This window comes from Kribbella sp. NPDC054772 (genome assembly GCF_053611945.1).
On record NZ_JBSHBJ010000004.1, the window covers coordinates 321,031 to 345,661 of the forward strand.

At 68.8% G+C, this 24,631-nt stretch carries 22 protein-coding genes; 10 read left to right on the plus strand and 12 right to left on the minus strand.

The window, feature by feature from the left end; genetic code table 11:
• Positions 1–55: 55 nt before the first annotated feature.
• Genes ACWGID_RS09630 through ACWGID_RS09660 form a run of 7 tightly spaced genes read right to left on the minus strand, consistent with a single transcriptional unit; the run spans position 56 to position 6,690 of the window.
• Complete coding sequence (locus ACWGID_RS09630; RefSeq protein WP_452195975.1) at positions 56–895, minus strand: phosphoenolpyruvate hydrolase family protein; 840 nt, start codon at positions 893–895, stop codon at positions 56–58.
• A complete protein-coding gene (locus tag ACWGID_RS09635) occupies positions 892–2,103 on the minus strand; it encodes a Tm-1-like ATP-binding domain-containing protein (RefSeq protein ID WP_452195976.1) in 1,212 nt (403 codons plus the stop codon). Before ACWGID_RS09635 ends, ACWGID_RS09630 begins: the two co-directional genes overlap by 4 nt.
• Entirely contained in the window at positions 2,103–3,188 is a 1,086-nt protein-coding gene (locus ACWGID_RS09640; RefSeq protein ID WP_452195977.1) for a Gfo/Idh/MocA family protein, read from the minus strand. The genes ACWGID_RS09635 and ACWGID_RS09640 overlap by 1 nt, the downstream gene beginning before the upstream one ends.
• Positions 3,185–3,499, minus strand: coding sequence for an EthD family reductase (locus ACWGID_RS09645; protein ID WP_452195978.1), 315 nt, complete (start codon positions 3,497–3,499; stop codon positions 3,185–3,187). Before ACWGID_RS09645 ends, ACWGID_RS09640 begins: the two co-directional genes overlap by 4 nt.
• Positions 3,500–3,509: 10 nt before the next feature.
• Entirely contained in the window at positions 3,510–4,403 is an 894-nt protein-coding gene (locus ACWGID_RS09650; protein WP_452195979.1) for a carbohydrate ABC transporter permease, read from the minus strand.
• The gene (locus ACWGID_RS09655) at positions 4,400–5,296 is read right to left on the minus strand and encodes a carbohydrate ABC transporter permease (protein WP_452195980.1); all 897 of its coding nucleotides are present in this window, start codon (positions 5,294–5,296) and stop codon (positions 4,400–4,402) included. The genes ACWGID_RS09650 and ACWGID_RS09655 overlap by 4 nt, the downstream gene beginning before the upstream one ends.
• The gene (locus tag ACWGID_RS09660) at positions 5,296–6,690 is read right to left on the minus strand and encodes an ABC transporter substrate-binding protein (protein WP_452195981.1); all 1,395 of its coding nucleotides are present in this window, start codon (positions 6,688–6,690) and stop codon (positions 5,296–5,298) included. Before ACWGID_RS09660 ends, ACWGID_RS09655 begins: the two co-directional genes overlap by 1 nt.
• 169 nt (positions 6,691–6,859) lie before the next feature.
• Between ACWGID_RS09660 and ACWGID_RS09665 the strand changes: the two genes are divergently transcribed.
• The 6 genes from ACWGID_RS09665 to ACWGID_RS09690 all read left to right on the plus strand — a co-directional run bounded on the left by ACWGID_RS09665 (position 6,860) and on the right by ACWGID_RS09690 (position 13,153).
• Positions 6,860–8,050 (plus strand): ROK family protein, encoded by a 1,191-nt coding sequence (locus ACWGID_RS09665; RefSeq protein ID WP_452195982.1) that lies wholly within the window; start codon positions 6,860–6,862, stop codon positions 8,048–8,050.
• A 120-nt stretch (positions 8,051–8,170) separates the two neighbouring features.
• Entirely contained in the window at positions 8,171–9,670 is a 1,500-nt protein-coding gene (locus ACWGID_RS09670; RefSeq protein ID WP_452195983.1) for an ABC transporter permease, read from the plus strand.
• Positions 9,667–10,746, plus strand: coding sequence for a Gfo/Idh/MocA family protein (locus tag ACWGID_RS09675; RefSeq protein WP_452195984.1), 1,080 nt, complete (start codon positions 9,667–9,669; stop codon positions 10,744–10,746). Before ACWGID_RS09670 ends, ACWGID_RS09675 begins: the two co-directional genes overlap by 4 nt.
• 1 nt (position 10,747) lies before the next feature.
• Positions 10,748–11,110, plus strand: a complete 363-nt coding sequence (locus ACWGID_RS09680) for a cupin domain-containing protein (protein ID WP_452195985.1) — start codon at positions 10,748–10,750, stop codon at positions 11,108–11,110.
• Position 11,111: 1 nt separating this feature from the next.
• Entirely contained in the window at positions 11,112–12,329 is a 1,218-nt protein-coding gene (locus ACWGID_RS09685) for a Tm-1-like ATP-binding domain-containing protein (protein ID WP_452195986.1), read from the plus strand.
• Complete coding sequence (locus tag ACWGID_RS09690) at positions 12,329–13,153, plus strand: phosphoenolpyruvate hydrolase family protein (RefSeq protein WP_452195987.1); 825 nt, start codon at positions 12,329–12,331, stop codon at positions 13,151–13,153. Before ACWGID_RS09685 ends, ACWGID_RS09690 begins: the two co-directional genes overlap by 1 nt.
• Here the strand turns inward: ACWGID_RS09690 and ACWGID_RS09695 are convergent.
• Both ACWGID_RS09695 and ACWGID_RS09700 read right to left on the minus strand, forming a co-directional pair.
• A complete protein-coding gene (locus ACWGID_RS09695; protein ID WP_452195988.1) occupies positions 13,134–14,537 on the minus strand; it encodes a sulfatase family protein in 1,404 nt (467 codons plus the stop codon). The genes ACWGID_RS09690 and ACWGID_RS09695 overlap by 20 nt on opposite strands.
• The gene (locus ACWGID_RS09700; protein WP_452195989.1) at positions 14,530–15,531 is read right to left on the minus strand and encodes a LacI family DNA-binding transcriptional regulator; all 1,002 of its coding nucleotides are present in this window, start codon (positions 15,529–15,531) and stop codon (positions 14,530–14,532) included. Before ACWGID_RS09700 ends, ACWGID_RS09695 begins: the two co-directional genes overlap by 8 nt.
• A 91-nt stretch (positions 15,532–15,622) precedes the next feature.
• Here ACWGID_RS09700 and ACWGID_RS09705 point away from each other — a divergent pair, with 91 nt between their 5' ends.
• The 4 genes from ACWGID_RS09705 to ACWGID_RS09720 are packed head-to-tail and all read left to right on the plus strand — an operon-like array spanning position 15,623 to position 20,311.
• Positions 15,623–17,074 (plus strand): ABC transporter substrate-binding protein, encoded by a 1,452-nt coding sequence (locus ACWGID_RS09705; RefSeq protein WP_452195990.1) that lies wholly within the window; start codon positions 15,623–15,625, stop codon positions 17,072–17,074.
• 2 nt (positions 17,075–17,076) lie between these two features.
• Positions 17,077–17,970, plus strand: coding sequence for a carbohydrate ABC transporter permease (locus ACWGID_RS09710; protein ID WP_452195991.1), 894 nt, complete (start codon positions 17,077–17,079; stop codon positions 17,968–17,970).
• A complete protein-coding gene (locus tag ACWGID_RS09715) occupies positions 17,967–18,875 on the plus strand; it encodes a carbohydrate ABC transporter permease (protein ID WP_452195992.1) in 909 nt (302 codons plus the stop codon). Before ACWGID_RS09710 ends, ACWGID_RS09715 begins: the two co-directional genes overlap by 4 nt.
• Complete coding sequence (locus tag ACWGID_RS09720) at positions 18,872–20,311, plus strand: sulfatase family protein (RefSeq protein WP_452195993.1); 1,440 nt, start codon at positions 18,872–18,874, stop codon at positions 20,309–20,311. The genes ACWGID_RS09715 and ACWGID_RS09720 overlap by 4 nt, the downstream gene beginning before the upstream one ends.
• A gap of 3 nt (positions 20,312–20,314) precedes the next feature.
• Here the strand turns inward: ACWGID_RS09720 and ACWGID_RS09725 are convergent, their stop codons facing one another.
• The 3 genes from ACWGID_RS09725 to ACWGID_RS09735 form a co-directional block, all read right to left on the minus strand.
• Positions 20,315–23,035, minus strand: coding sequence for an ATP-binding protein (locus ACWGID_RS09725; RefSeq protein WP_452196104.1), 2,721 nt, complete (start codon positions 23,033–23,035; stop codon positions 20,315–20,317).
• Between the two features lie 77 nt (positions 23,036–23,112).
• Positions 23,113–23,877, minus strand: coding sequence for a hypothetical protein (locus ACWGID_RS09730; RefSeq protein WP_452195994.1), 765 nt, complete (start codon positions 23,875–23,877; stop codon positions 23,113–23,115).
• A gap of 104 nt (positions 23,878–23,981) precedes the next feature.
• Entirely contained in the window at positions 23,982–24,626 is a 645-nt protein-coding gene (locus tag ACWGID_RS09735; protein ID WP_452195995.1) for an HAD family hydrolase, read from the minus strand.
• Positions 24,627–24,631 lie beyond the last annotated feature (5 nt).

The following is a 24,631-nucleotide window of genomic DNA, read 5'->3' on the forward strand; positions in this document are numbered from 1 at the left end:
GTTTGAGGGGCCGGCCCCTCAAACGGGGCAGGGGCGAGGGGCGAGGGGGCGGGGGCTAGCGGGGGGTGGGGCGGATGGCGTGGTACGAGCTCATGTGGTTGACCATGGCTACCTCGGTGGGGAGGCGTTCCATGCTGGAGGCGCCGAGGAAGCCGACGATGCCTTCGACCTTCTCGAGGATGTGGCGGGCGTCGTCGGGGGTGGCGATCGGGCCGCCGTGGCAGACGACCAGGGCGTCGGGGTCGACGGCGAAGATCGCGTTCCGGAGGCGGGTGACCAGGTCGACGGAGTCGTCGAGGGTGATCGCGGTCCGGGCGCCGATCATGCCGCTCGTGGTCAGGCCCATGTGCGGGACCAGGATGTCGGCGCCGGCCTCGGTCATCGCCGTCGCCTCGTCCTCGCTGTGCACGTAGGCGAGCGTGACCAGATCGCGTTCGCGGGCGGCGGCGACCATCTCGACCTCGCGGTAGAAGCCGAGGCCGGTCTCTTCGAGGTTCGCCCGGATCATGCCGTCGAACAGGCACACGGTCGGGTAGTTCTGCACCCCCGCGAACCCGGCAGCCTTGACCTGGTCGAGGAACCGCGGGATGTCCCGGAAGGGATCGGTCCCGCAGACTCCGGCCATCACCGGGAGCTGGTCGGTGACCGGCAGCACCTCGGTGCCCATCTCCATCACGATCGCGTTCGCGTCGCCGTACGGCATCAGGCCGGCCATCGACGAGCGGCCGGCCATCCGGTAGCGGCCGGAGTTGTAGATCACGACGAAGTCGAGGCCGGCGGCCTCGGCGCACTTGGCGGACAGGCCGGTGCCCGCGCCGCCACCGATGATCGGGCGGCCCTCGGCGACCTTCTGGCGGAACCGGGTCAGCAGTTCGGTGCGGGACTTGGTGTTCACGATGTCTCCTTCTCCAGCCAGGTGGCCAGCAGATCCACGGCGGTGGCGGACACCACCGGGTCGTTGATGTCGGTGTCGAAGTCGTACAGATCGATGCCGGGCCGCAGCCTGTCCTTCAGGGCCTGGTAGAGCGCGGCGTCCGCGGCCGGGTCGTGGAAGACCCCGCCCGGGACAGACAGCTGGGACAGGCCGCGATGCGGGAACAGGACGGCGGCCGGTGCGGTCGACGGGTTCAGGCGGGCCGCGATCCGGCGGCCGAGTTCGGCGCACTCGGCGGCCGTCGTGCGCATAAGCGTCACGGCCGGGTTGTGCGGGTACAGCTGCCGTCCGGAGAACTCCGGCGGCACGGTGTCGCGGAAGTTCACCATGTCGAGCGCGCCCACACTCACCACCTGCGGTACGCCGGTCCGCGCCGCGGCCGTCAAACGGTCGGGACCGGCCGAGCACACACCGCCGACCAGTTCGTCGGCGAGCTCGGTGGTGGTCAGATCCGCGACGCCCTGGATCGTCCCGTTGCCGACGAGCGACTCGAGGGTCCGCCCGCCGACGCCGGTGCAGTGGAACGTCAGCGCTTCGAAGCCGTGCTCCTCGAGACCGCGGACGATCGCGGACCCGCCGGCGGTGGTGACGCCGAACATGCTCACCCCGACCAGCGGTGCCCCGTCCGAGGGCTCGACGTACCGGTTCCGAGCCATGCCGACGCAGGCGTCGGCGGCGTTGGCGAGTACTCGTCGGCTGAGGCGGTTGAGACCGTTGATGTCGACGACCGGGTACATCAGGGTCAGGTCGGTCTCGCGGACGTACGCGCGGGTGTCGCCGGCCGCGATCGTCGAGACCAGCACCTTCGGGAACCCGAACGGCAGCCGCGCGCAGATCTCCGCCATCACGTACGCCGCGTTGGACCCGCCGACCGCGAGCACACCGTCGATCCGCGTGGGCGAGTCGTCGGCGACAAGAGCTGCCAGGGCCACCGCCGCGCCGCGCGCCATCACGGTCATGGCGGTGTTGCGGTCAGGGAACCCGGTGAGCGAACCGCCGCCCAGTTCGGCGATACGTCCGCGCGGGATGTCAGCGGTGATCGTGGGCTCGTCGAGGACGCCGACATCGATCAGGAGCGGAGTGGCGCCGAGCGCGTCGACACAGTCGGCGAGGAAGGCGTACTCCGTTCCTTTCGTGTCGAGCGCCCCGACGAGCGCGATCGTGGGCATCAGCGAGCCCCGTAGTCCGGTACCTGGATCTCGGCGCCACCCTGGAGCGCGGACTGATGCGCGCAGATGCCGGGCGCCGTCCAGGTCGCCGCGGTGCGGGCGTCCACCCGCGGACTGCGGTTCTCGACGATGCTGGAGACGAACTCGTGCACCAGATGCGGGTGGGAGCCGCCGTGTCCACCTGTGGTGAACGGCTGGAGGACCTCGGGGAGCAGCTCCGGTGCACCGGCCGGCTCCACGTCCGTCGCGGTCACGGCCCGGCCGCGCCGTCCCTCGGCCAACGGCTCCATCGCGAACTCCTTCATCGGACCGCCTTCGAGCTGCGGCCACTCGAGCGCACCCTCGTCGCCGTACGCCGAGAAGCCCTCGAGGTAGCTGCGGCCGAGCTGGAAGAAGGACATCGTCACGTTCGCGACCAGGTCGTCGCCGGCCAGCTTGAACAGCGCTGCCTCGGTCCCGAAGCCGTCGCCCGCGACGCCGACGTGATCCGGCGTGAGCTTGCTGGAGCCGACGCAACGCACCGACTCGACACGGGTGTCCGCCAGCGCCAGCGCGGGGGAGAGGGCGTGGGTGACGTAGTGCATCGGCGGATACCCGCGCCAGTACTCGGGGTACCCGTCCAGGTTCTGCAGGTGGTCGCCCTTGAAGTAGCTCAACCGGCCCAGCTTCCCGGTGTCCAGCAACCGCTTGGCGTGGAAGAACTCGCGGGAGTACACCGCGGTCTCCATCATCATGTAGTTGCGCTGGGCATCGTCCTGCGCGGCGATCAACGCGTCCAGATCCTCCAGCGTCGTCGCCATCGGTACGGCGGACGCGCAGTGCCGCCCCGACTTCAGCACCTGCTGCACCTGCGACGCGTGGAACCGCACCGGCGTCAGCAGGTGTACGGCGTCCCACCCGGGCGCCGCGAGCGCGTCGTCGAGCGAGGCGAACTGCTCCGAGATCCCGAGTCGATCCGCGACGGCCGCCGTACGGGCGGGATCCGCGTCGACGAGGGCGACCCGGCCGACGTCGGGGTGCGCCTGGTAGATCGGGGCGAAGTCGGCGCCGAACCCGAGGCCGACCACGATCACGTCGATGCTCATACCGGAACCTCCCGTTCCTCGCCGAACAGGAACACCGCTCCGCCGGTGGCGAAGTTCTCCAGGTCCCTGTTGGCGTCCTGTCCTGCCTGCGAGTCCAGCACCAGTTCGAGGTCGGCGCGACTGTCCGTGTACAGCTCCGCCTGGTAGTGGTACTGCGGCGGCGTCCCGTCCGGCGCCGGGTCGAAGCGGCACACCGTCCAGCGCTTCAGCCCGGTCATCTTCTGTGCCAGCGGGATGTGCGTCTCGTCGTAGTACCGATCGAACTCTGTGGGGGAGTCCGGCGGTCCGTAGAGAACCGTCACCTTGTACATCGGGGACATGTCAGCCTTTCAGTCCGGTCAGGGCGATGCCCTCGACGAAGTACTTCTGCGCGAAGGCGAACAACAGCACGATCGGCAGCAGCACCACGGCGGCCGCGGCCATCAGGTACCCCCACTGTGCCGTGTAGGTGCCCTGGAAGGACGCCAGCCCCATCGCCAGCGTGTACTTGTCGGAGTCGTTGAGGTAGATCAGTGGGCCCAGGTAGTCGTTCCAGACCCCGAGGAAGGTGAACACGCCGACCACGGCGAGCGCGGGTTTCGACAGCGGCAGGATGATCCGCCAGTACACCTGGAACGGCGTCGCGCCGTCGATGTACGCCGACTCGTCGAGCTCGTACGGGATCGACAGGAAGAACTGCCGGAGCAGGAAGATGTTGAACACCCCGGTGCCGAACCAGTGCGGCAGGATCAGCGGTACGTAGGTGTTCACCAGCCCGAGCTTCTGCCAGAACAGGAACGTCGGGATCAGCGTCACGGCGTACGGCAGCATCACGCCCGTCATCAGGATGCCGAACACCAGGTTCTTGTGCTTCCAGCGGAGCCGGGCGAACGAGAACGCGGCCAGCGAGCAGGACAGCATCGTCCCGATCAGCACCCCGGCCTCGAGCACCAGGGTGTTCAGGAAGTACCGCGCGAACGGGACCTGGGTGAGCGCGCCGGAGAAGTTGTCCCAGGCGAAGGGCTTCGGGATCCACTGCGGCGGCGAGACGAAGATCTGCCCGGAGTTCATCAGCGCGCTGCGGACCAGCCAGATCAGCGGCAGCAGCGTCGGTACCGCGCCGGCGATCAGCAGCACGTACATCAGGATCTTCTTCGCGATGCCTTTCGGCATGAGCGGCCGTGGCGCCGGCGGTGCCGGTGCGGCGACTTCGGGTTTCTCCAGTACGGCGGTCATCGGGCACTCCCGGCTTCGTAGTACACCCAGCGGCCCGAGTTCCGGAACAGCACCACGGTGATCGCCATGATCACGAGGAACAGCACCCAGGCGAGCGCGCTGGCGTAACCCATCTCGTTGTTGGTGAACGCGGTCCGGTACAGGTAGTAGATGTAGAACAGCGTCGAGTCGTTCGGGCCGCCCTCGGTCATCACCGCGGCCTGGACGAACACCTGCAACGCACCGATCACGCTGGTCACCAGGCTGTAGAAGATCGTCGGCGTCATCATCGGCAGCGTGATGTGCCGGAACTTCCGCCACGCTCCGCCACCGTCGACGTCGATCGCTTCGTAGAGCTGACGTGGCACGCCCTGCAGTCCCGCCAGGAAGATGACAGCGACGTTGCCGAAGCCCCACACGGACATCAGGATCAGGGACGGGATCGCCGTACTCTCGTCGAAGATCCATTGCGACCGGGGCAGCCCGGCCTTCTCGGTCAGCGTGTTCAGCAGGCCGAAGTCGGGGTTGAACAACCAGATCCACAGCATCGAGTTCGCGACGATCGGGACGATCGCGGGCAGGTAGTAGATCACCCGGAAGACCGCCTGCCCCCTGACCGGCTGGTTCAGCAGCAGCGCGGCGGCGAACGCGACGATCAGCAGCAGCGGTACGGCGCCCAGCGTGTAGTAGAGCGTCGCCCACAACGACTTGTAGAAACTGTCGTCCGCGGTGAACATCCGCTTGTAGTTGGCGAAACCAACGAACTTCGGGGCCGCGCCGATGGTCCAGTCGGTCAGGCTGATCACCGCCGACGCGATCATCGGCAGGAACGTGAACGCGACGAAGCCGATGATCGCCGGGAGCGCGAGCAGGACGCCCCAGCGGGCCTCCTGTTTCATGGGGGAGGAGGCCATCACAGCTCCTGGGTGGGCCACTTGCCCTGCAGCAGCGCCTGCATCTTCGGCTTCAGCGCCTTGACGATGTCGACCGGGGCGCCCTTGTTCAGGCTGATCTGCTCGATCGCCGGGTCGAGCACCTGGTGGATCCGCTCGGCGTTCTTGATCTGCTGTCCCCAGTCGGTGACGCCGTGCTTCAGTGTCGTGTCGACGACCGCGGTCTTGAAGTTCGGCGGGTACTTGTCCTTCAGCACCCACTTGTCGATCTCGGCCTGGTCCGTGTAGTACTTCTTCTGCAGCGGAGCCCACAGCCCGTCCTTGAACAGGTCCACGTGCTCGGGGTCGTTGTAGTAGAGGTAGAGCTCGATCGCCTCCTCCGGGTGCTTGGTCTTCGCGAAGATCGCCCCGGCCGCGCCGCCGGTCATCGTCAGCGACTCCTGGAACTTCGGCAGTACCGCGACTCCGAACGGCACCTTGCTCTCCATCAGATCGAGCATCGTCCAGTTGCCGTCGATGATCATCCCGACCCGCTTGGTCTGCAGCTGCACCGACGTGGTCAGCGCGTTCTTGCCCAGCTGGGCCGGCGACGGCGCCACCCGGTGTACGTAGATCAGGTCCTGGATCTTCTTGAGTACGTCGAGCGCCGCCGCCGAGTCGAGTGCGAACTTGGTCCCGTCGGCGTTCACCATGTCCGCGCCGTTCGAGCGCAGGAGGCTGTAGAGCGGTGCGCCGCCGGTCGGCGCGATGGTGCCGAACTGCTTGACCTTCCCGGCGTCGAACCCGTCCTCGGACGGGTGCTTCCCGTTCTGGTCGACGGTCAGCTTGTCGGCCGCCTGGACGAAGTCGTCCCAGCTCCACGCGGTCTCGGCCGTGAACGGCGCCGGGTCCACACCGGCCGCCTTGAAGGCATCGGTGTTGTAGTAGAGGATCTGCACGCCCATCGCGAGCTGGTTCGCGGCGAGCTTGTCCTTGCCGTACCAGAAGTAGCTGCTCGGCAGCCGGTCCTTCAGCGCCGGGTACTTGTCCAGGTACGGGAACAGGTTGAGGATCAGGTCTTTCTGGGCCAGGTCGTACATCTGCGCGGTGCCCAGGTAGCCCAGGTCGGGCGGGGTGTTGGCGGCGACCAGGCTGGACACCTTGGTCGGGTAGTTGGACACCGGGACGTACATCGGGTCGACCTTGGCGCCCTTGTTGTCCTTCGCGTACTGCTTCAGCATGTCGTCGATCGCCTTCTTCTCGAAGGCCGATCCCCAGTACATGAAGCTCAGTTGGCTGCTGTTCCCGGCGGCGTCACCGGACCCACCACAGGCGGTCAGTGCGGCCGGCCCCAGCCCGGCGGCGAGCGCGGTCGCGCCACCGGCACGCAAGAGCTGGCGCCTGCGCGGACGAGGGTGCCCGAAAACCTCGGTCATGGGGTTGCTCCTCGCTCGGTCGCGGTCCGGCCGTCATCCCCCGGGCGGCGGTCCGGCTTCGTTTCGGCGAGCGTAGAGGTGTTTATGTTGATGGTCAACACAAAGAAGTCGAATCTGGCATAATTGGACCTGGCGTACGCTGACACACCGCGGTCGCAGAGGAGATTCGATGAGCAGCACAGAGCCCGTCCGGCGCCGGATGTCGCCCTCGCGCATCGTCCGCGCCGGCGAGATCCTCGAACTGGTCCGGCGCGGTGACGCGAACACCACCGGTCAGCTGGCCGACCACCTCGGCATCGCCCGGTCGACGGTGAACGATCGTCTGGAGGTGCTGCTGGCGTCCGGCATGCTGTCGCTCGACGGCCCGACCGCGGTCGGCTCCCGCGGTCGCCCGGCGTCCACCCTGAGTTTCAACCCGAGGTCCGGCGTCACGCTCGCGGCCCAGCTCGGCCTCTCCGGTGTCCGTACGGCGGTCACCGACCTGTCCGGGGAGATCCTCGCGAGTCAGATGACGGACATCGACGTGACCAGTGGCGCCGTACCGGTGCTGGGGCTGGTGATCGGTGAGTTCGGGCAGATGCTCGAGCGGCTGGGGATGGACGTGGCGCAGGTGCACGGGATCGGCGTCGGGATGCCGGCCCGGATCGAGCTGTCCACGCATGCGCCTGGTGCCGACTGGTCGGGGGCGGCGGTCCAGGAAGTGCTGGCGGAGTGGCTCTCGGTTCCGGTGTTCGTCGACCACGACGTGAACCTGCTGGCGTTCGGCGAGCACTGTGCGCGGACGGACGAGCCGGAGGTGCTGATCAGCGTCAAGGCCGGCACGGTGATCGGCTGCGGGGTCGTTGTCAACGGCAAAGTTGTCCAGGGCGTCTCGAGGCTGGCCGGCGAGATCGGTCATACCCGCGTCGGGGCGTCCGAGGAGCCCTGTAGCTGCGGCAATGTGGGCTGCCTGAACGCGGTCGCGAGTGGTGGCGCGCTGGCCAAGCGGCTGCGGGCGAGCGGCGTGGACACCCCGAACGCGCGGGCCGTGGCGGCGTTGGCGAGGTCAGGCGACGTCGCCGCCGGTCACGCGATGCGGATGGCCGGACGTGACATCGGAGAGGTGCTCGCTGGTGTCGTGAACCTGTTGAATCCCGGCGTGATCAGCCTCTGGGGTTATCTCGCCGAGGATCAGCTGATCGCGGGGATTCGGGAGAGCATCGCGCGCTCGGCACAGTCCGGTCCCGCGGGCGACGTACGGATCGAGCCGGCCACGATGGGTGCCGACGCCGGTCTGTACGGCGCGGCGATGATGGTCGTCGAGCACGCGCTGAGTCCGGCTGCGGTCGACGCCTACCTGCTGACGCTGCAGTCGGCTTAGGTCACCGCCGAGGTGACGGTGACGTCCACGGTCGTGCGGTTGACGTAGTCGTTCCAGGCCTGGGCGAGTCGGGTCACGCCCTGGGTCAGTGTCGCCGTGGGCAACGCGTAGGGGAGGCGGGTGTGGTGGTCGGTGCTGCCGTCGGCGGCGAAGACCGCGCCGGGGAGCAGTGTGATGATGTTGCCCTCGCTGATCCTGCTCGCGGTGTTCCTGTTCCTGCCGTTGCTGCGCGGGATCGAGCTCAGCTTCTACACCTGGGACGGCGTGGCGCCGGTCATGCATCGGGCCTGGCTGGACAACTACCTGCACGTCTGGTCGGACCCGTTCTTCCTGCGGGCGCTCGGCCGGAGAGTGATCTGGTGGGCGATGCACCTCGGGCTCGCGGTCGGCGGCGGACTGTTGCTGGCGGCCCTGATCAGCGAGATCCGCTGGCGGCGCGCGCAGACGCTGTTCCGCAGCCTGGTGTTCGTGCCGCACATCATGTCCCTCGCGGTCGTCGGCGTGATCTGGAGTCAGCTGTACCACCCGACGATCGGTCTGCTGAACGGGTTCCTGAAGGCGGTCGGCCTGAGCTCGCTGGCCGAGCCGTGGCTCGGGAGTACGACGTTCGCGCTGCCGTCGGTCGGGATCGCGAGCGCCTGGCAGGCGTACGGGTTCTATCTGGTGATCTTCCTGGCCGCGATCCAGGCGGTGGACCCGGCGCTGCACGAAGCGGCCGCGATCGACGGCGCCGGGGTGTGGCAGCGGTTCCGCAACATCACCGTGCCGTCGCTGCACAACGCGATCAGCCTGGTCGTCGTCCTGGCGTTCATCAACGCGCTCAAGGGTTTCGGCACGGTGTGGTCGATGACCGAGGGCGGGCCGGACCGGTCCACCGAGTTGGTCGCGGTGTACGCGTACCGGCAGGCGTTCGGGCTCGGCGACCCGCTCGGCCTGCCGCTGCACTGGCGATGGGAGAACTTCCGCACGGTCTGGACGAGCGGCGCCTTCAGCACGTACTTCGTGAACAGCGCGGTGATCGCGATCGCCGTCACCGCGTTGACCGTGCTGGTGACCTGCCCTGCCGGGTACGCGTTCGGGAAGCTGACGAGCGGCCGGAGCAACGGCATCTTCTACGCGTACCTGCTCGTCATGACGCTGCCCGGTGAAGCGATCATGGTGCCGACGTTCTACCAGCTGCGCGAGATGTCGCTCGTCGACAGTCGGGTCGGACTCGGGTTGATCCTGGTCGCCGGTGGGGTACCGCTAGGTGTGTTCATCGCCCGCAACTTCTTCCGCGACCTGCCGAACGAGCTGATCGAGTCCGCTCGCGTCGACGGCGCGGGGGACTGGCGGATCTTCCGGAGCGTGATGCTGCCGTTGGCGAAACCCGCCGTACTCGCGGTCGGGGTGTTCAGTTTCCTCGGTGCGTGGAACGAGTACCAGCTCGCGCTGTTGCTGCTGTTCAGCCAGGAGAAGCGGACGATTCCGCTCGGTCTGGTGCAGTTCCAGGGGCAGTACAGCTCCGACTCAGGTGCGTTGTTCGCCGGCATCGTGCTGGCGATGATTCCGTCCATCCTGGTGTACGTCGTGTTGCAGCGATCGTTCACCCGTGGCCTCGTGGCAGGAGCCCTGCGATGACCGTGACTTATCAGTTCGAGTACGCCGAGCGCTTGCGCTGCGCCTTCATCGGCGCGGGCGGGCACTCGTACCGCAACGTGTATCCCACCTTCCAGTACGCACCGGTCGATCTGGTGGCCGTGTGCGACGTCCAGCTGGACAGGGCGCAGACTTACGCGCGACAGTTCGGCGCGCCGGCGGCGTACGACGACCATCTCGCGATGCTCGCGGCCGAGCAGCCGGATGCAGTGTTCATCGTGACGTCGTACACCGACGAGGGAGATGTGCAGGCGACCGCGCTCGCCGAGGACTGCCTGCGGGCCGGCGCACACGTGTGGATGGAGAAGCCGACCGTAGCCGGGATCGCACAGCTAGACCGGTTGCAGGCAACCGCGGACGAGACCGGCCGCACGGTGATGACTGGCCTGAAGAAGATCTTCACGCCGGCCATGGAGAAGGTGAAGGCGATCCTGGGTACGCCGGAGTTCGGCACCGCGTCGTCGATCTCTGTGCGGTACCCGCAGTCGCTGCCCGCACCCGATCTGCGGTCGGACGACGTGAAGATGATCGGGTTCCTCGACCACATCGTCCACCCGGCCGCGATCCTCACCCACCTGATGGGGCCGGTCCGTCGGCTGAGCTACGAGTGGGAGCCGCGGACCGGGGCGAGCGTGTCGAGTCTGCTCTTCGAGTCCGGCGCTGTCGGGACGCTGCACCTGGCCGCGGGATCCGCGAATGGGGCGCCGCTCGAGCGGGTCGAGGTGATCGGCGACGGCGCGAACGTCGTCGTGGACAACGGCGTCCGGATCACCTACTACCGTCCCGGTGCCGACCTCGGGTACGGGCGGTCGGCGTCGTTCGTCACCGACGACGCGGTGGCGCCGCTGCGCTGGGAGCCCGAGTTCTCGCTCGGGCAGCTCTACAACAAGAACCTGTTCTACCTCGGGTACGTGCCCGAGGTCGTGCATTTCTGCGAGCACGTCCTGACCGGGAAACCGGTCGAGAAGGGCACGCTCGAAGACGTCCGGAGAATCGTCGAACTGTACGAGCTGTACCGCCGGCTGCCCGCCGGTGAATCGGCCACGCTAGGGAGCTGACATGGGTGAGAAGAGCCGGGTGACCCCCGCCGACGCGGTGGCGCTGGAGGACCAGACGTGGGGGCGGCTGGAGTGGATGGTCTCCGGCGCCCTCGGCAACTCCGACACGATGACCGTCGGCCGCTGCTACATCCGGCCGGGCGAACAGAACCCGCGGCACTACCACCCGAACTGCGACGAGGTACTGCACGTACTGCAGGGCACGATCGAGCACACCGTCGACGACGACCGGGTCACGATGGGACCGGGGGACACGATCAGCATCCCGTCCGGCGCGCTGCACAACGCCCGGAACATCGGCACCGACGAGGCGATCTTCGTCATCTCGTTCTCGGCCCCGGACCGGCAGACGGTGGGTGAGTGACATGCCGACCGTGGTGCTGCTCGGAACCCTGGACACCAAGGGTTCCGAGTACGCGTTCGTCCGTGACCGCCTGCTGACCGCGGGCCTCGACGTCGTTGTCGTCGACGCCGGAGTTCTGGGCCTGCCGAGCATCGACGCCGACGTAGATCGCTCGGCGGTGGCAGCGGCCGCGGCTGCTGATCTCGACCACCTCCGGGAGGCTTCCGATCGAGGCGCCGCCGTGACCGCGATGGCGGTCGGCGCGGCAGCCGTCGTACGGCGGTTGCGTGACGAAGGCCGGTGCGACGGTGCGCTCGCGCTCGGCGGCACGGGCGGTACGTCGATCGCGGCCGCCGCGTTCCGCGAACTGCCGCTCGGCGTACCGAAGCTGATCGTCTCGACCGCGGCGTCCGGCGACACGTCGGCGTACGTCCGGGAGACCGATCTCGTACTGATGCCGAGCGTGGTGGATGTCGCGGGCGTGAACCGGTTGTCGGCGCGGATCCTCGCGAACGCGGCCGCCGCGGTCGCCGGGATGGTGCTGGCGGAGCCGGTCCAGACGGTCGACGACAAGCCGTTGCTGGCAGCAAGCATGTTCGGGGTGACAACGCCCGCGGTCGACAGGGCGCGCGAGCGGTTGGGCGGGCTCGGGTACGAGGTGCTGGTGTTCCATATGACCGGGGTCGGCGGGCGGACGTTGGAGTCGCTGGCCGCGTCCGGTCAGCTGGCCGGTGTCCTCGATCTGACTACCACCGAGCTCGCGGACGAGTTGGTGGGCGGCGTGTTCTCGGCCGGCGCGGATCGGTTGACCGCCGCGGGGAAGGCCGGGATCCCGCAGGTGGTGTCGGTCGGTGCGCTCGACATGGTGAACTTCGGCCCGATGGAGACGGTTCCGGAACGGTTCCGGGAGCGGAAGCTGTTCGTGCACAACCCGAGCGTCACGCTGATGCGGACCACGCCCGAGGAGTGCGCCGAGCTCGGCCGGCGGCTCGCTTCCCGGCTCAATGCCGCGACCGGGCCGGTGGCGTTGTTCTTGCCGCTGCGTGGTGTGTCGGCGATCGCGGTCGAGGGCGGGGTGTTCCACGATCCGGCGGCGGACGCGGCGCTGTTCGACGCGATCCGGGAAACTGTCGATCCGCCGGTGGTCGAGCTGGTGGAGGTGGACGCGGCGATCAACGACGATGCCTTCGCGGACGCCGCCGCGGACCAACTGAACGTCTTTCTGACGAAGGAGAGTTGATGGAGCGGGACGTTATTCTGGAGCGGCTGCGGGCCAAGCGCGCGGCCGGCGAGCTGATCGTCGGCGGCGGCGCCGGCACCGGCCTGTCGGCGAAGTGTGAGGAGGCCGGCGGGATCGACCTGATCGTGATCTACAACTCCGGCCGGTACCGGATGGCCGGCCGCGGGTCGCTCGCCGGACTGCTTGCCTACGGCAACGCGAACGACATCGTCGTCGACATGGGCCGCGAAGTACTGCCGGTCGTCAAGCACACGCCGGTACTCGCCGGGGTGAACGGCACCGACCCGTTCTACCAGCCCACGCAGTACCTGCGCCGACTGATCGAACTCGGCTTCTCCGGCGTGCAGAACTTCCCGACCGTCGGTCTCATCGACGGGAACTTCCGGGCCAACCTGGAGGAGACCGGCATGGGGTACGCCGAGGAGGTCGCGATGATCGCCGTCGCGCACGAGCTCGACCTGCTGACCACGCCGTACGTCTTCTCCGCCGCGGACGCCACCGCGATGACCGAGGCGGGGGCGGACATCATCGTCTGCCATCTCGGCCTGACCACCGGCGGTTCGATCGGCGCCGGTACGGCACGGTCGCTGGATGACTGCGCCGTACTGATCAACGAGTGGACCGCGGCCGCCCGTGCGGTCCGGCCGGACGTCTTCGTGCTGTGCCACGGCGGTCCGATCGCGGAGCCGCCGGACGTGCAGCGCATCCTCGCGTTGTGTCCGGAGATCGACGGGTTCTACGGCGCGTCGTCGATGGAGCGGTTGCCGACCGAGCAGGCGATCACCGCGACGACCAGCACGTTCGTCAACCTTCGACGCGAGTGATCCAGCGCTCCCGCTCGCCTTGGAGATCCCGGAGTACGTCGGCATGATCGCTGGCCACGTCCTGGAGCTCGAACGGGTCCACGTCGAGATCGAAGAGCTGTGACGTGCCGTCGGCCTGGGCCAGCAGCTTCCACCGGCCGGCGCGGATCATCCGGCGTTTGCCGGTCTGGGTGACCTCGTTGACCGTGTCGACGGCGAGGCCTCCGGACGGCGTCTCGCGGATGCCCGGCGTGCGGTCGCCGAGCTGACGTTCGTCGAGCGGATCGCCGTACCCCTGCTCGGCGTACATGCTCGGGAAGCCGCTCGCGTTCGGATCGGCGAGGAGCGGCATCAGGCTGCGACCCTGGACGCCCTCCGGGACAGGTTGCTCGACGAGCTCGCAGAGCGTCGGCAGTAGGTCGGCGATCGAGACGTGCGCGGGGCTCGGCAGGGGATCGGCGCGGACGCCGGGACCGTGGAAGAGCATCGGGATCCGGGCGAGCACTTCGGGAAGCCCCGGGCCCTTGCGCATCAGGCCGTACTCGCCGGCGAAGTTGCCGTGGTCGGCCACGTGCACGATCAGCGTCGTGTCGAGCCGGCCCGTCTGCTCGAGATGTGCGACCAGTCGAGCCACTTGGTCGTCGACGAGACGGAGCATGCCGACGTAATTCGCCCGGGCGCGGTCCACGATGTCGACTTCGCCGCTGAGCGTTGCGAGTCGACCGGCGTACCGCCAGCTGAAGTCGCGGTCCGCGAGCGCGTCGACCGTGGTCGCGGCGGGCGGGATCGAGTCTGCGGCGGGGAAGTACGGCTCGGGCACCTGATACGGGACATGCGGTTCCGGGATCGACAGCCAGAGGAACGAGCGGTCGTCCGGCCCGGCGGAGTCCAGCCAGCTGATCGCCTCGTCGACGATCCGGACCGGCAGTTGGTGCTCGAGCGGGTACGGCGTTGGCGTGGTCGTCGTCCCCGGGTTCGCGCGGAGCCAGTCGTCGAACTCGCGATCGGTGCCGGTCGCGGCTGTCGCGGGTACGCGCCCGAAGTGGCCGTACTCGACCCAGTGGTCGAGCCGATCGGGGGTCAGGTGCGAGTGGTTCTTGCCGACGAGCGCCGTACGGAAGCCGGCCTTACCGAGTACGTCGATGAGGTCGGCGCCGTGGGACGGGTCGTCGTGCCCGGTGTTGCCGAGGACTCCGTGTGCGCTGGGGAACCGCCCGGTGAGCAGGCTGATCCGGGCCGGCACACAGAGCGGTGTCGTCGTGTAGGCGCGGTCGAACCAGCGGCCGGTCGTCGCCAGCTGGTCGAGCGCAGGGGTGCAGTCGAGCGGGAACCCCTCGCGGGCGGTCAGGTCGGCGCGCTGCTGGTCCGTCATCACCAGGACGATGTCGCGCGGCGCGTCAGCCACCCGTGCTCTCCCGGACCTCCAGGTGGAATCCGGCGATGAACTCCCGGGGCGCCGACGAGAAGCTGCCCTTCAACCGGTCGGCGAGCAGTCCGACGGCGGTCTCGGCGATGTGCCGCTTGTCGGGCGCGATCGACGTCAGGCTGGGCCGGGTGTAGCGGTTCTCGGCGATGTCGTCGATCCCGACCACGGCGACGTCCTCTGGCACCCGGACGCCGTGGTCGTACAGCGCCCGCAGCGCGCCGTGTGCGAGCAGGTCGTTCGAGCAGAACAGCGCGTCCGGTGGTTTGCTGAGCGCCAGCAGCCGCTCGACCGCCTCGACGCCCTTCTCCTGGCGCCAGCGTCGCAACGGCATCACGAGCCGGGCGGACGGCCGGATGCCGGCGGCCACCAGCGCGTCGTAGTACCCCTCGTAACGGCCGCGGGAGACGGCGTCGCCGCTCGGAGCGGCGCCGATCGAGGCGATCCGTTTCCGGCCGAGGTCGATCAGGTGCTCGGTGGCGGCGCGGCCGGCGGCGTAGCTGTCGATCGCCACCCGGTCCGCGACCCGGGTCAACCGCTCACCGAGCAGGACCATCGGGGTGGTGTCGGTGCGGGCGGCGAAGTCGTCCGCGGTCAGCCGGCTCGGGACGAACAGCAGCCCGTCGATCAGGTGCGACCGGATCCCTTGCAGGACGAGGCGTTCGCGGTCGGGGTCGGCCGCGGTCTGGTCGACCAGGACGGTCCAGCCGTAGCCCTCGGCGGCCTTGACGATCAGCTCGGCGAGCTCCGCGAAGTACGCGTTGCCGATCTCCGGTACGGCGAGGGCGATCACGCCGGACCGCCCGTGCCGCAGGTTCCGCGCCGAGACGTTCGGGCGGTACCCGAGCTCCTCGATGACGCGCTCGACGCGTTCCCGGGTCGCGGCACCGACCCGGCCGGTGCCGTTGACGACGTTCGACACCGTCTTGATCGACACTCCGGCCCGCGCGGCGACATCGCTGAGTGTTGCGGCCATCGGCACCTCCTTCGCCAGGACTATACACAGCGCCCAACTTCTTGATACAACGCTGTACCACGATCTCGGTACCGCTCCCCGAGGAGGAGTCATGATCAGCAGGCGAAGGTTCCTGGGCGCATCGGCCGGGGGCGCGCTCGGCGCGCTCGTGGCGAGCGCCTGCAGTACCGCTCCGAGCGGTGGCGGGCAGGCCACCGGTGGCAAAACGCTGCGCGTCTGGGACCACTTCCAGCCGCGCGAGGATCTGCACAAGAAACTGTTCGCGGACTTCCAGAAGTCCGGCGGAGCCGTTGTGCAGTACACGGTTTACAACCCGAACCAGCAGGGCCAGGCGCTGCAGCTGGCGTACGGCAGCAAGCAGTTGCCGGACGTGTTCACCACGGCCGGCGTCAAGCTGCCGCAGGCCCGGTTGCGCAAGGACGGCTGGATCGCGCCGATCGAGCTGACCAAGGACGACCTGTCGGCGATGCCCGCCGACGCGTTCCTGAACGGCTTCACGCACTTCGACGACAAGCTGTACTCGCTACCGATGGTGAACTACCGGCAGTACGGGACGCTTACTTGGTACAACGTGGAACTAGCGGAGAAGGCCGGGCTCGACCCGGAGCGGGACCTCGCCACCTGGGACGGGTTCCGGTCCGCGGCGGCCAAGATCAAGTCCTCCGGCGGCGACGGGATCTCCGGCTGGATCGCGCCACTGCAGTTCGCCCAGCGGCTCGGTGAGCACGTCAGCGACCTGGCGATGGCGGCCGGCAGCGCGGGCGCCACGGACCCACGCACCGGTGCGTACTCGTACGGGACCGATCCGTACGTGCACGCGATCGAGTTTCTCGCCTCGCTGAAGAAGGACGGGCTGATCTTCCCCGCCTCGTCGTCACTGGACGCGCGGACGGCGCGGGCCCGCTGGTCGACCGGCGTGGCCGGACTGTTCTTCGACGGCCCGTGGAACATCGGGGTGATCAACTACCAGTTCAAGGTCTTCCTGGACAAGGTCGGCGTCGCGTCGATGCCGACCGCCGAGGCCGGGCGGCCGCTGGTCGTCTATGCGCCGCCGAAGGCCGGTGACTACGTCGTCGCGGCGACCTCCAAGGACCCGGAACTCGTCGCGAAGCTGCTGAAGATCTTCACCACCGAAGAGGTGATGCTCGCCGAGACCGAGCAGATGGACGGTATGCCGGTGGATCTGTCCCTGGTGAACAAGGCGAACGTCCACCCGACGTACAAGAAGGCGGCCGAGCTGTTCGGGAAGCAGATCAAGCTGCGGCCCGCGCCCGAGGTGCGCAACGCGGGCGTCAGCGAGGTAGCCGCGCAGATGAAGCAGGTCGAGCCCGACCTGGGCGGGATCGTCCAGGGTGTGCTCAGCGGTCAGCTGCCGGACGCCCGGAAGGCGCTCACCGAGTACGACCGCAAGCTCACCGCCGAGCGCGACCGCGCGATCAAGGCGGTCGCCGCGAAGGGTGTCAAGGTCAGCGCCGACGACTGGAAGTTCTCGAACTGGACGCCCGGCCAGGATTACGGCCGCGACAAGTACAAGACCTCGTGAGGATGGCACGCAACCGGCTCTGGATCTGGCTGTTCCTGACCCCGACCGTCATCCTGTACGGCGCCTACACCGTCTACCCGGTGCTGGCGAGCTACTGGTACTCGTTCGTCGAGTGGAACGGGTTCGACTCGGCCAAGACCTGGGTCGGGCTGGCGAACTATCGGGCGGTCCTCGCCGACCCGCTGTTCTGGAACTCGTTCAAGATCACCGTGCTGTTCATGGTCGCCGTGGTGCCGGTGAAGGTGCTGTTCACGTTACTACTGGCGCTGGTCCTGAATTCGCCGAAGCTCCCGATGCGGACACTGTTCCGGACCGCATTCTTCCTCCCGGTCGTGACCACGACAGCGATCGTCGGCGTGGTCATGCAGTTCGTCTTCGACCCGGCGTCCGGCCCGGTCAACGTGGTACTGCGCAAACTCGGTGTCGTTGCGGATGGCATCAACTTCCTCGGCGACCCGAAGACCGCACTGTGGACCGTGGTCGGGGTGTACATCTGGAAGTGGTTCGGCGTCACGCTGATCTACTGGCTGGCGGCCTTGCAGACGGTGCCGGACGAGGTGTACGAGGCCGCGGCGATCGACGGTGCCGGGCCGTGGGGTCTGCTCCGGCACGTGACGCTGCCGCTGCTGAAGCCGTTCGCGGTGATCATCACGCTGCTGACCCTGGAGAGTACGTTGAAGGTCTTCGACCTGATGCTCACGATGACCAACGGCGGCCCGTTCTATGCCACCGAGGTGGTGGAGATCTACATCTACCGCTGGGCGTTCGCGGCCACGGTTCCCGAGCTGGGCTTCGCGTCGGCGGCCGCCGTGATCTTCGGTCTGTTCGTCGGGGCGCTCGGCGCACTCCAGCTGCTCGGGATCCGCGCGGCCCGGAAGACAAGGAGCGCGGTATGAGTACCGTCGCGGAACGCAGTCGCTCGCGGGCAGCGCGAGCCAGGGCCGTGCGGACGAACCGATGGAGTACGGCGCGGGTGCTGCGCCGGCTGCCGTGGTGGTTCGCGGCAGCCGTGATCGGGATCGGCGGGCTGCTCTGGATCTACCCGTTCCTGTGGATGATCGGCGCGTCGCTGAAGGATCCGCTCGAGGTCTTCACGTCCGGTCTGTCGCTGCTCCCGAAGCACGCCCAATGGGGGAACTACGGGCGCGCATGGAGCGACGCCGGCTTCGGCCAGTACCTGTTCAACACCGTCGTCGTCACGGTCACGACAGTCGTACTCGTCGTACTGCGGTGTGCGATGGCCGGCTACGTCCTGGCCCGGCACCAGTTCTTCGGGCGGAAGATCGTGATGGGGATCCTGATCGCCACGCTGTTCGTGCCGACCGGGTACACGATCATCCCGGTGGTCGAGATCTCGCAGCGGCTCGGGCTGCTGAACTCGCTGACCGGCATGGTGCTGGCCCTGTCCGGCGGGGCGCATGTCGCATCGGTGCTGCTGTACCTCGGCTACTTCCGGCAGCTGCCGAAGGAGCTCGAGGAGTCGGCGGTGATCGACGGGGCCGGGTTCCTCAGCATCTTCGGCCGGATCATGCTGCCGCTGGCCAACCCGGTCACCGCGACCGTCACGCTGCTCACGTTCCTGGGCACCTGGAACGCGTTCTTCCTGCCGCTGGTGTTCAGCTTCGCGCGGCCGGATCTCCGGACGCTGAGCGTCGGCATGCTGGCGTTCGTCGGGGAGAACTCGACAGACTGGTCCGGGATGGCCGCGGCCGCGTCGATCTCGCTGCTGCCGGTGGTCGCACTGTTCGTCGTACTGCAACGCTACTTCGTCGAGGGAATCGCAGGAGCCGTCAAGTCATGAGTGAACGCCCGAACATCCTTCTGATCTGCACCGACCAGCAGCGCTACGACACGCTCGGTGCTTATGGCAACGAGCACGTGCAGACCCCGAACCTGGACCGGCTCGCCCGCGACGGCGTCCTGTTCGAGAACTGCTACGTGCAGAACCCGGTCTGCTCGCCGTCGCGGGCGTCGCTGATGACCTCGCGGTACCCGCACGCGCACGGTCTCTGGGCGAACGGCGTGCAGCTGCCCGACCACGAGCAGTTCTTCACCAAGACCCTGGCCGACGAGGGGTACGACTGCGGCCTGGTCGGCAAGTTGCACCTGTCCGCATGCAAGGGCGGCCGGCTCGAGCCGCGGCACGACGACGGGTTCCGGGTGTTCCGCTGGGCGCACGACCCGTACCCGGGCTCGTCGGAGAACCAGTACCACCGGTGGCTCAAGACGGCGTACCCCGATCTGTACGCGGAGGCTGTCGAACCCGGCGGTCCCGGGTTCGACAACGTGCCGACCGAGGCGCACTACAGCCGGTGGATCGGGAACGAGACGATCGACTACCTGCGCGACTCGCGGGACAAGGACAAGCCGTTCTGCTTCGTTGCCAACTTCTTCGACCCGCACCACGGCTTCGGTGCGCCGAAGGAGTACCTCGAGCGGTACCAAGCCGAGAACCTGCCGCGCCCGGTGACGCGCGACGGTGAGCTGGAGAACAAGCCGGCGATCCTCACCGAGGCCTCCAAGGAGTCGTACGGCGGGCACGCGCGCGGCTACCTGTCCTACAGCGAGGACGAGTTGCAGGACGTCAAGGCGGCGTACTGGGCGATGGTCACGCTGGTCGACGACGAGGTCGGGCGGATCCTCGCCGCACTCGAAGCGGAAGGCCTGGCGGACAACACGATCGTGGTGTTCACCAGTGACCACGGGGAGATGCTCGGCGACCATCAGCTGATGCTGAAGGGGCCGATGATGTACGACTGCGCGGTCCGGGTGCCGCTGGTCGTGCGCTGGCCGGGACATCTGCCGGCGGGGGAGCGCCGTACCGAGCTGGTGCAGTGGATCGATCTGGCGCCGACGTTCCTAGAGGCGGCCGAAGCGCCGGCACTGCCGCGGGGCCAGGGCCAGAGTCTGTTGCCGTTGGCTCGCGGGGAGGACGGCGCGACCGGGCGCGGCTGGGCGCTGTGCGAGTACCGGAACAGTGGGCACCCCTACGATCCCGCCGTCCACACGACGATGCTGCGCACCGGGCAGTGGAAGATGGTGGTGTACCACGGTCTGCCGGCGACGGATCGCGAGCGCAGCGGGGAGCTGTACGACCTGGCCGCGGATCCGCTGGAGCTGGACAACCTCTGGGGCGATGCGGGTCACGCGACTGAGCGCCTGTGGTTGCAGGAGATGCTGCTCGACGTACTGGTCGCGACCGAGGACCGCAGCCAGCCCCGGCTGGATCACTTCTAGGCGTCAGCGGGGTAACGCGGTCCGGAGCTGGCGGCGCGAGGTGATGCCGAGTTTGGCGAAGGTCTTGCGCAGGTGCCACTCGACGGTTCGCGGGCTGATGAACAGCTGCGCGGCGATCTCCGGGTTGGTCAGGCCGTCGCGGGCCAGCCCGGCGATCTGGGCCTCCTGGGCGGTCAGGTCGTTGGTGGTCTCGGGTGTGCGCTTGCGAACGGTCTCGCCGGTGGCCAGCAGTTCATGGCGGGCGCGCTCGGCGAAGCCTTCGGCGCCCATCGCGGCCAGCTGGTCGTGGGCGATCCGGAGATGTTCGCGCGCATCCTGACGTCGGCCCTCCCGGCGCAGCCACTCGCCGTACAGGAGCTCGGAACGGGCCAGTTCGATCCGCAGACCGGTCCGGCTCAGGTGCTCGATCGACGCGCGGTACGCGTCCTCGTCGTTGGTCAGCAGCGCCCGAGCGCGGGCCTCCATCCCACGTCCCCAGTCGGTCGGTACGGCGGCAACGCGCTCGTTCAGCCAGGCCAGCGCGGTCTCGACGAGCAACGTGTCGCCGGTCCGCGAAGCCGCCTCGGCCAGCTCGCCGATCACGAGGACGCCGTACGCGACGACGTCCTGCTCGAATACCTGCAACGCCGCGTCCCGCGCGGCCTCGTACCGGCCGAGCCCGTTGTTCAGCACGGCGCTCGTGTACGTCGCGATCGCGATCATCCGGCCCTGGCTCTGCGCCCGCGCTTCGCGGATCATCGTGTCGATCGCCGCCGTGGCCTCGGCGTCGTTGCCGCGCAGGGCCGCGAGTTGCATCCAACCGATGCCGAGCAGCCGGTTCCCGGTCGCGGCCGCGATCCGGCGCTCCTCGTCGACGTACGCCGCGGCTGCCGTCAGGTCGCCGGTCATCGACACGACGTTGGCGCGGAAGTTCAGCGCGAACTGGAGCTGTACCAGCGCGCCGGAGTCGCGCGCGACCTGTTCCTGACGGGCGGCCAGTTCGAGAGCGGCGTCGAAGTCCCAGACGTCGATCGCGACGATCCCGCTCGCGCGGTTGCCGGCCAGCCACAGCCAGCCGCGGACATCCTCGGCCTTCTCGGCGTTCTGTTGCGCTTCGCCGAGCGCCTTCACCAGGTGCGGCGCGGCGGCGGCGTACCCGCGGGTGAAGCGGAGGGTGAGTGCCTGCAGCAACAGGTCGCCCGGTGGGTCCGACGGCGCCGGGGCGGGTGCGGCGGCGGCCGCCGTACCGAGGATGCCGGCCGTCTCGGGACCGCTGGCCCAGATCGCCGCCGACATCGCCTCGAGGTGGGTCAGCCGGGCCTCCTCGTGGTCGTGCGGCTCCAGCTGCTGAGCTGCGTCGAGCAGGGTTGCGGCGGCTTCGGCTGCGTGTCCTCGGTCGAAGGCGATCTCGCCGCGCAGCCGGGTGATCTCGGCCTCGCGGACGGGATTCGGCGGACCGGCGGCCGCACCGCCGAGCAGGTCGAGCGCTGCGTCGAGAGCACCCGCGCTGCGCTTCGCGGCCGCGGCGGCCAGTACCCGGTCGGCCCGGCGAGCGGGATCGATCGTCAGCGCGGCCGACCGTTCCAGGAAGGTCGCGGCCGCGTAGAACCCACCGCGGGCGCGCGCCCTGGCGGCTGATCGCTCGAGCTCTGTTGCGACGTCCTCGTCCGGTGTCGTGGTCGCCTGCGCGCGGTGCCACGCCCGGCGATCGGGATCGGCTTCCGGATCGGTCACCTCGGCGAGCGCGTGGTGCACGGCGTGGCGCTGCTGCGGCGTCGCCATCCGGTACGCCGCCGATCGCACCAGCGGGTGCCGGAACCGGATGTGCTGGCCGAAGGTGATCAGCCCCGACTCGATTGCGCCGGCTGCAGGGTCCGCCCCCAGACCGAGCTGCTCGGCCGCGCGCCACAGCAGCGTCGGATCACCGAGCGGCTCGGCGGCAGCGGTGAGCAGAAGCAGCCGCGTGTCTTCCTGCAGTACTTCGAGACGCCGTACGAACCCGTCCTCGATCCGGCTGACCAGCGTCCCCGCGGTGAGGCCGTCGGCGAGCTCGGCGGCGGTCCAGGCGCGGGGGAGCTCCAGCAGCGCGAGCGGATTGCCGCGGGTCTCGGCGACGATCCGGTCGCGGACCCGCGGATCGATCGGCCCGGGCAGCACCGACTCCAGCAGGGCACGCGCGTCGGCGTCGTCGAGACCGTGGATCTCCAGCTCGGTCAGACCAGTGAACTCGTGGTCGATGCCGTCCCGGACCGCGAGCACCATCACCACGGACTCGGCCGCGAGCCGCCGGGCGACGAACGCGAGGATGCGGGCCGACATCAGGTCCAGCCACTGCGCGTCGTCGATCACGCACAGCACCGGCTGGTCGCCGGCCGCGTCGGCGAGCAGGTTCAGGACGGCGAGGCCGATCAGGAACTTGTCCGGTGCCGGTCCGCTGACCAGCCCGAACGCCGTACCGAGTGCGCCTTGTTGTGGCGGTGGCAGCCGGTCGAGGTGGTCGAGGAACGGCTGGCAGAGCTGGTGGAGACCGGCGTACGCGAGCTCCATCTCCGACTCGATGCCGACTGTCCGCGCGACCCGGAGGCCGTCGGCGCCGGTGACCAGGGTGTCGAGCAACGCCGACTTGCCGACCCCGGCCTCGCCCCGGAGCAAGAGCACCCGGCTGGTGCCGGTCCGCGCCTCGCCGATCAAGCCGTTCAGTACTTCGGTCTCCCGCCGGCGGCCGCGGAGCTCTCGATCTGCCATCCCCACCCGGGTCAGCCTAGACGGCGCCGCACCCGGGCTACTGGTCAGACCAGTTACTCCCAGCCTTCGGTCACTGGTCAGACCAGTACGACAGGTCCGCGGGCGAGGCGCAGTACGGTCGCCGCGGAGTCGTCGCCGGCGTGCTGCAGCCAGCCGCGGTCGGCGGTCAACACGGTCAGAGCCGCCGCGGCGGATTCCGCCAGCACGGCACTCGCCACGGTTCCGCTGACCGAGCTGCGCCGTACGTCGACCTCCGGGTACGCCGTCTGCCACGCGGCCACCGGGTCCTCGCCGTCGCCGGTCTGCAAGATGGTCAGACCAGTGCCCCGCCGGCGCGCCGCACCGAACGCGAAACCGAGAGCGTCCGACCGGCCGTTGCCGTCGACCGCCACGACCACCCGCCCGAGCGACGGTCCGGCCGCGCGGTCCGAGGTCAGACCGACGACGGCGAGCGAGGCCGTCGTACGGCGGGCCAGGCGCCGGGCCAGCGTCCGTTCGAACCGCCGGCCGTGGCCGACGACGATCAGTGCGCCGGTCGACTCCTTCGCCTCGTTCAGCAACGCGTCGAGCTGACGGCCGGGGAAGACCGTGGAGGACATCCGGAGACTCGGGAAGATCCGCTGCACGTGCTCGATGGCGGAGCTGACGACCGCTTCGGCGGCCTCACGGATCCGCAGGTCCACAGCCAAGTTGCCCGCCGCGTCGAGCAGGTGCTGCCAGCGGAACGCGTACACGATGCGCAGCTCGGCGCCACGCGTGGCTGCCTCGGCGGCGGCCCACTCCAACGTGTCGTGGCCGTCGTCGTCGAGCAAGACCACCACTGGGCCGTAGTACTGCTTCATCGGGTGCCTCCCTGGACCGTTCTGCCGTGTGAGACCACCGTCCCGCCGCGGGCGGGTGGTTCACACCAGGGAGAAACACGGGCCCGCACACTGGGCCCACGGGGTCACGCGTCGAGCAGTCGCAGCGCCTCCGCGATCGACGCGGTTACCGGCGCGCCTGTGGTCTCCAGAGCCGCGACAGTCATCGCACCGGTCGAGACGAGCACACACTGCGTCCCAGCCGCCTGTGCAGCCTGAGCGTCGTCGACAACGTCACCGATCAGTACGACGTTCGCGGGGTCGAGCTGCTGCGCCTCAAGGTGCCGAACCAGGCTGTCAGCCTTCGACCCGCCACCGACCTCGCCCGGCAGGCCGTCGACCCGGGTGAAGTACGGCGTGAGGCCGTACTGCTCGACCGTCGGAGTCAGCCGGGAGTGGAACCACATGGACAGCAGCGATTGGGTCCGGCCACTGTCGGTGCAGGCCCGGAGTGCGTCGTTGGCTCCGGTGGCGAGTTCACAGGTGTGCAGGATCGCGTCGTACCGCTCGTGGTAGAGCTTGTCGACCTGCGCCCACTCCGCTTCGTTGAGGGTGCGTTCGAGGATCTGCTCGTACGAGACCCGCATCGGCCGTGCGTACGCCGCCTGCCACTCGCCCCAGCTCAGGTCCGCGCGACCGAACCCGGCGCACACCTCGTTGACTGCCGCGAGCACCGCGTGGTTGTCGTTCAGCAGCGTCCCGTTCCAGTCCCACACCACATGCGAAGTCACCCGGT

What these genes read in the sequence shown, in the direction of transcription:
- ACWGID_RS09635 (WP_452195976.1), bottom strand. Translation starts at nt 2,103, where the DNA reads ATGCCCACGATCGCGCTCGTCGGGGCGCTCGACACGAAAGGAACGGAG.
- ACWGID_RS09640 (WP_452195977.1), bottom strand. Translation starts at nt 3,188, where the DNA reads ATGAGCATCGACGTGATCGTGGTCGGCCTCGGGTTCGGCGCCGACTTC.
- ACWGID_RS09645 (WP_452195978.1), bottom strand. Translation starts at nt 3,499, where the DNA reads ATGTACAAGGTGACGGTTCTCTACGGACCGCCGGACTCCCCCACAGAG.
- ACWGID_RS09650 (WP_452195979.1), bottom strand. Translation starts at nt 4,403, where the DNA reads ATGACCGCCGTACTGGAGAAACCCGAAGTCGCCGCACCGGCACCGCCG.
- ACWGID_RS09655 (WP_452195980.1), bottom strand. Translation starts at nt 5,296, where the DNA reads ATGGCCTCCTCCCCCATGAAACAGGAGGCCCGCTGGGGCGTCCTGCTC.
- ACWGID_RS09660 (WP_452195981.1), bottom strand. Translation starts at nt 6,690, where the DNA reads ATGACCGAGGTTTTCGGGCACCCTCGTCCGCGCAGGCGCCAGCTCTTG.
- ACWGID_RS09665 (WP_452195982.1), top strand. Translation starts at nt 6,860, where the DNA reads ATGAGCAGCACAGAGCCCGTCCGGCGCCGGATGTCGCCCTCGCGCATC.
- ACWGID_RS09675 (WP_452195984.1), top strand. Translation starts at nt 9,667, where the DNA reads ATGACCGTGACTTATCAGTTCGAGTACGCCGAGCGCTTGCGCTGCGCC.
- ACWGID_RS09680 (WP_452195985.1), top strand. Translation starts at nt 10,748, where the DNA reads ATGGGTGAGAAGAGCCGGGTGACCCCCGCCGACGCGGTGGCGCTGGAG.
- ACWGID_RS09685 (WP_452195986.1), top strand. Translation starts at nt 11,112, where the DNA reads ATGCCGACCGTGGTGCTGCTCGGAACCCTGGACACCAAGGGTTCCGAG.
- ACWGID_RS09690 (WP_452195987.1), top strand. Translation starts at nt 12,329, where the DNA reads ATGGAGCGGGACGTTATTCTGGAGCGGCTGCGGGCCAAGCGCGCGGCC.
- ACWGID_RS09700 (WP_452195989.1), bottom strand. Translation starts at nt 15,531, where the DNA reads ATGGCCGCAACACTCAGCGATGTCGCCGCGCGGGCCGGAGTGTCGATC.
- ACWGID_RS09705 (WP_452195990.1), top strand. Translation starts at nt 15,623, where the DNA reads ATGATCAGCAGGCGAAGGTTCCTGGGCGCATCGGCCGGGGGCGCGCTC.
- ACWGID_RS09710 (WP_452195991.1), top strand. Translation starts at nt 17,077, where the DNA reads ATGGCACGCAACCGGCTCTGGATCTGGCTGTTCCTGACCCCGACCGTC.
- ACWGID_RS09715 (WP_452195992.1), top strand. Translation starts at nt 17,967, where the DNA reads ATGAGTACCGTCGCGGAACGCAGTCGCTCGCGGGCAGCGCGAGCCAGG.
- ACWGID_RS09720 (WP_452195993.1), top strand. Translation starts at nt 18,872, where the DNA reads ATGAGTGAACGCCCGAACATCCTTCTGATCTGCACCGACCAGCAGCGC.
- ACWGID_RS09725 (WP_452196104.1), bottom strand. Translation starts at nt 23,035, where the DNA reads ATGGCAGATCGAGAGCTCCGCGGCCGCCGGCGGGAGACCGAAGTACTG.
- ACWGID_RS09730 (WP_452195994.1), bottom strand. Translation starts at nt 23,877, where the DNA reads ATGAAGCAGTACTACGGCCCAGTGGTGGTCTTGCTCGACGACGACGGC.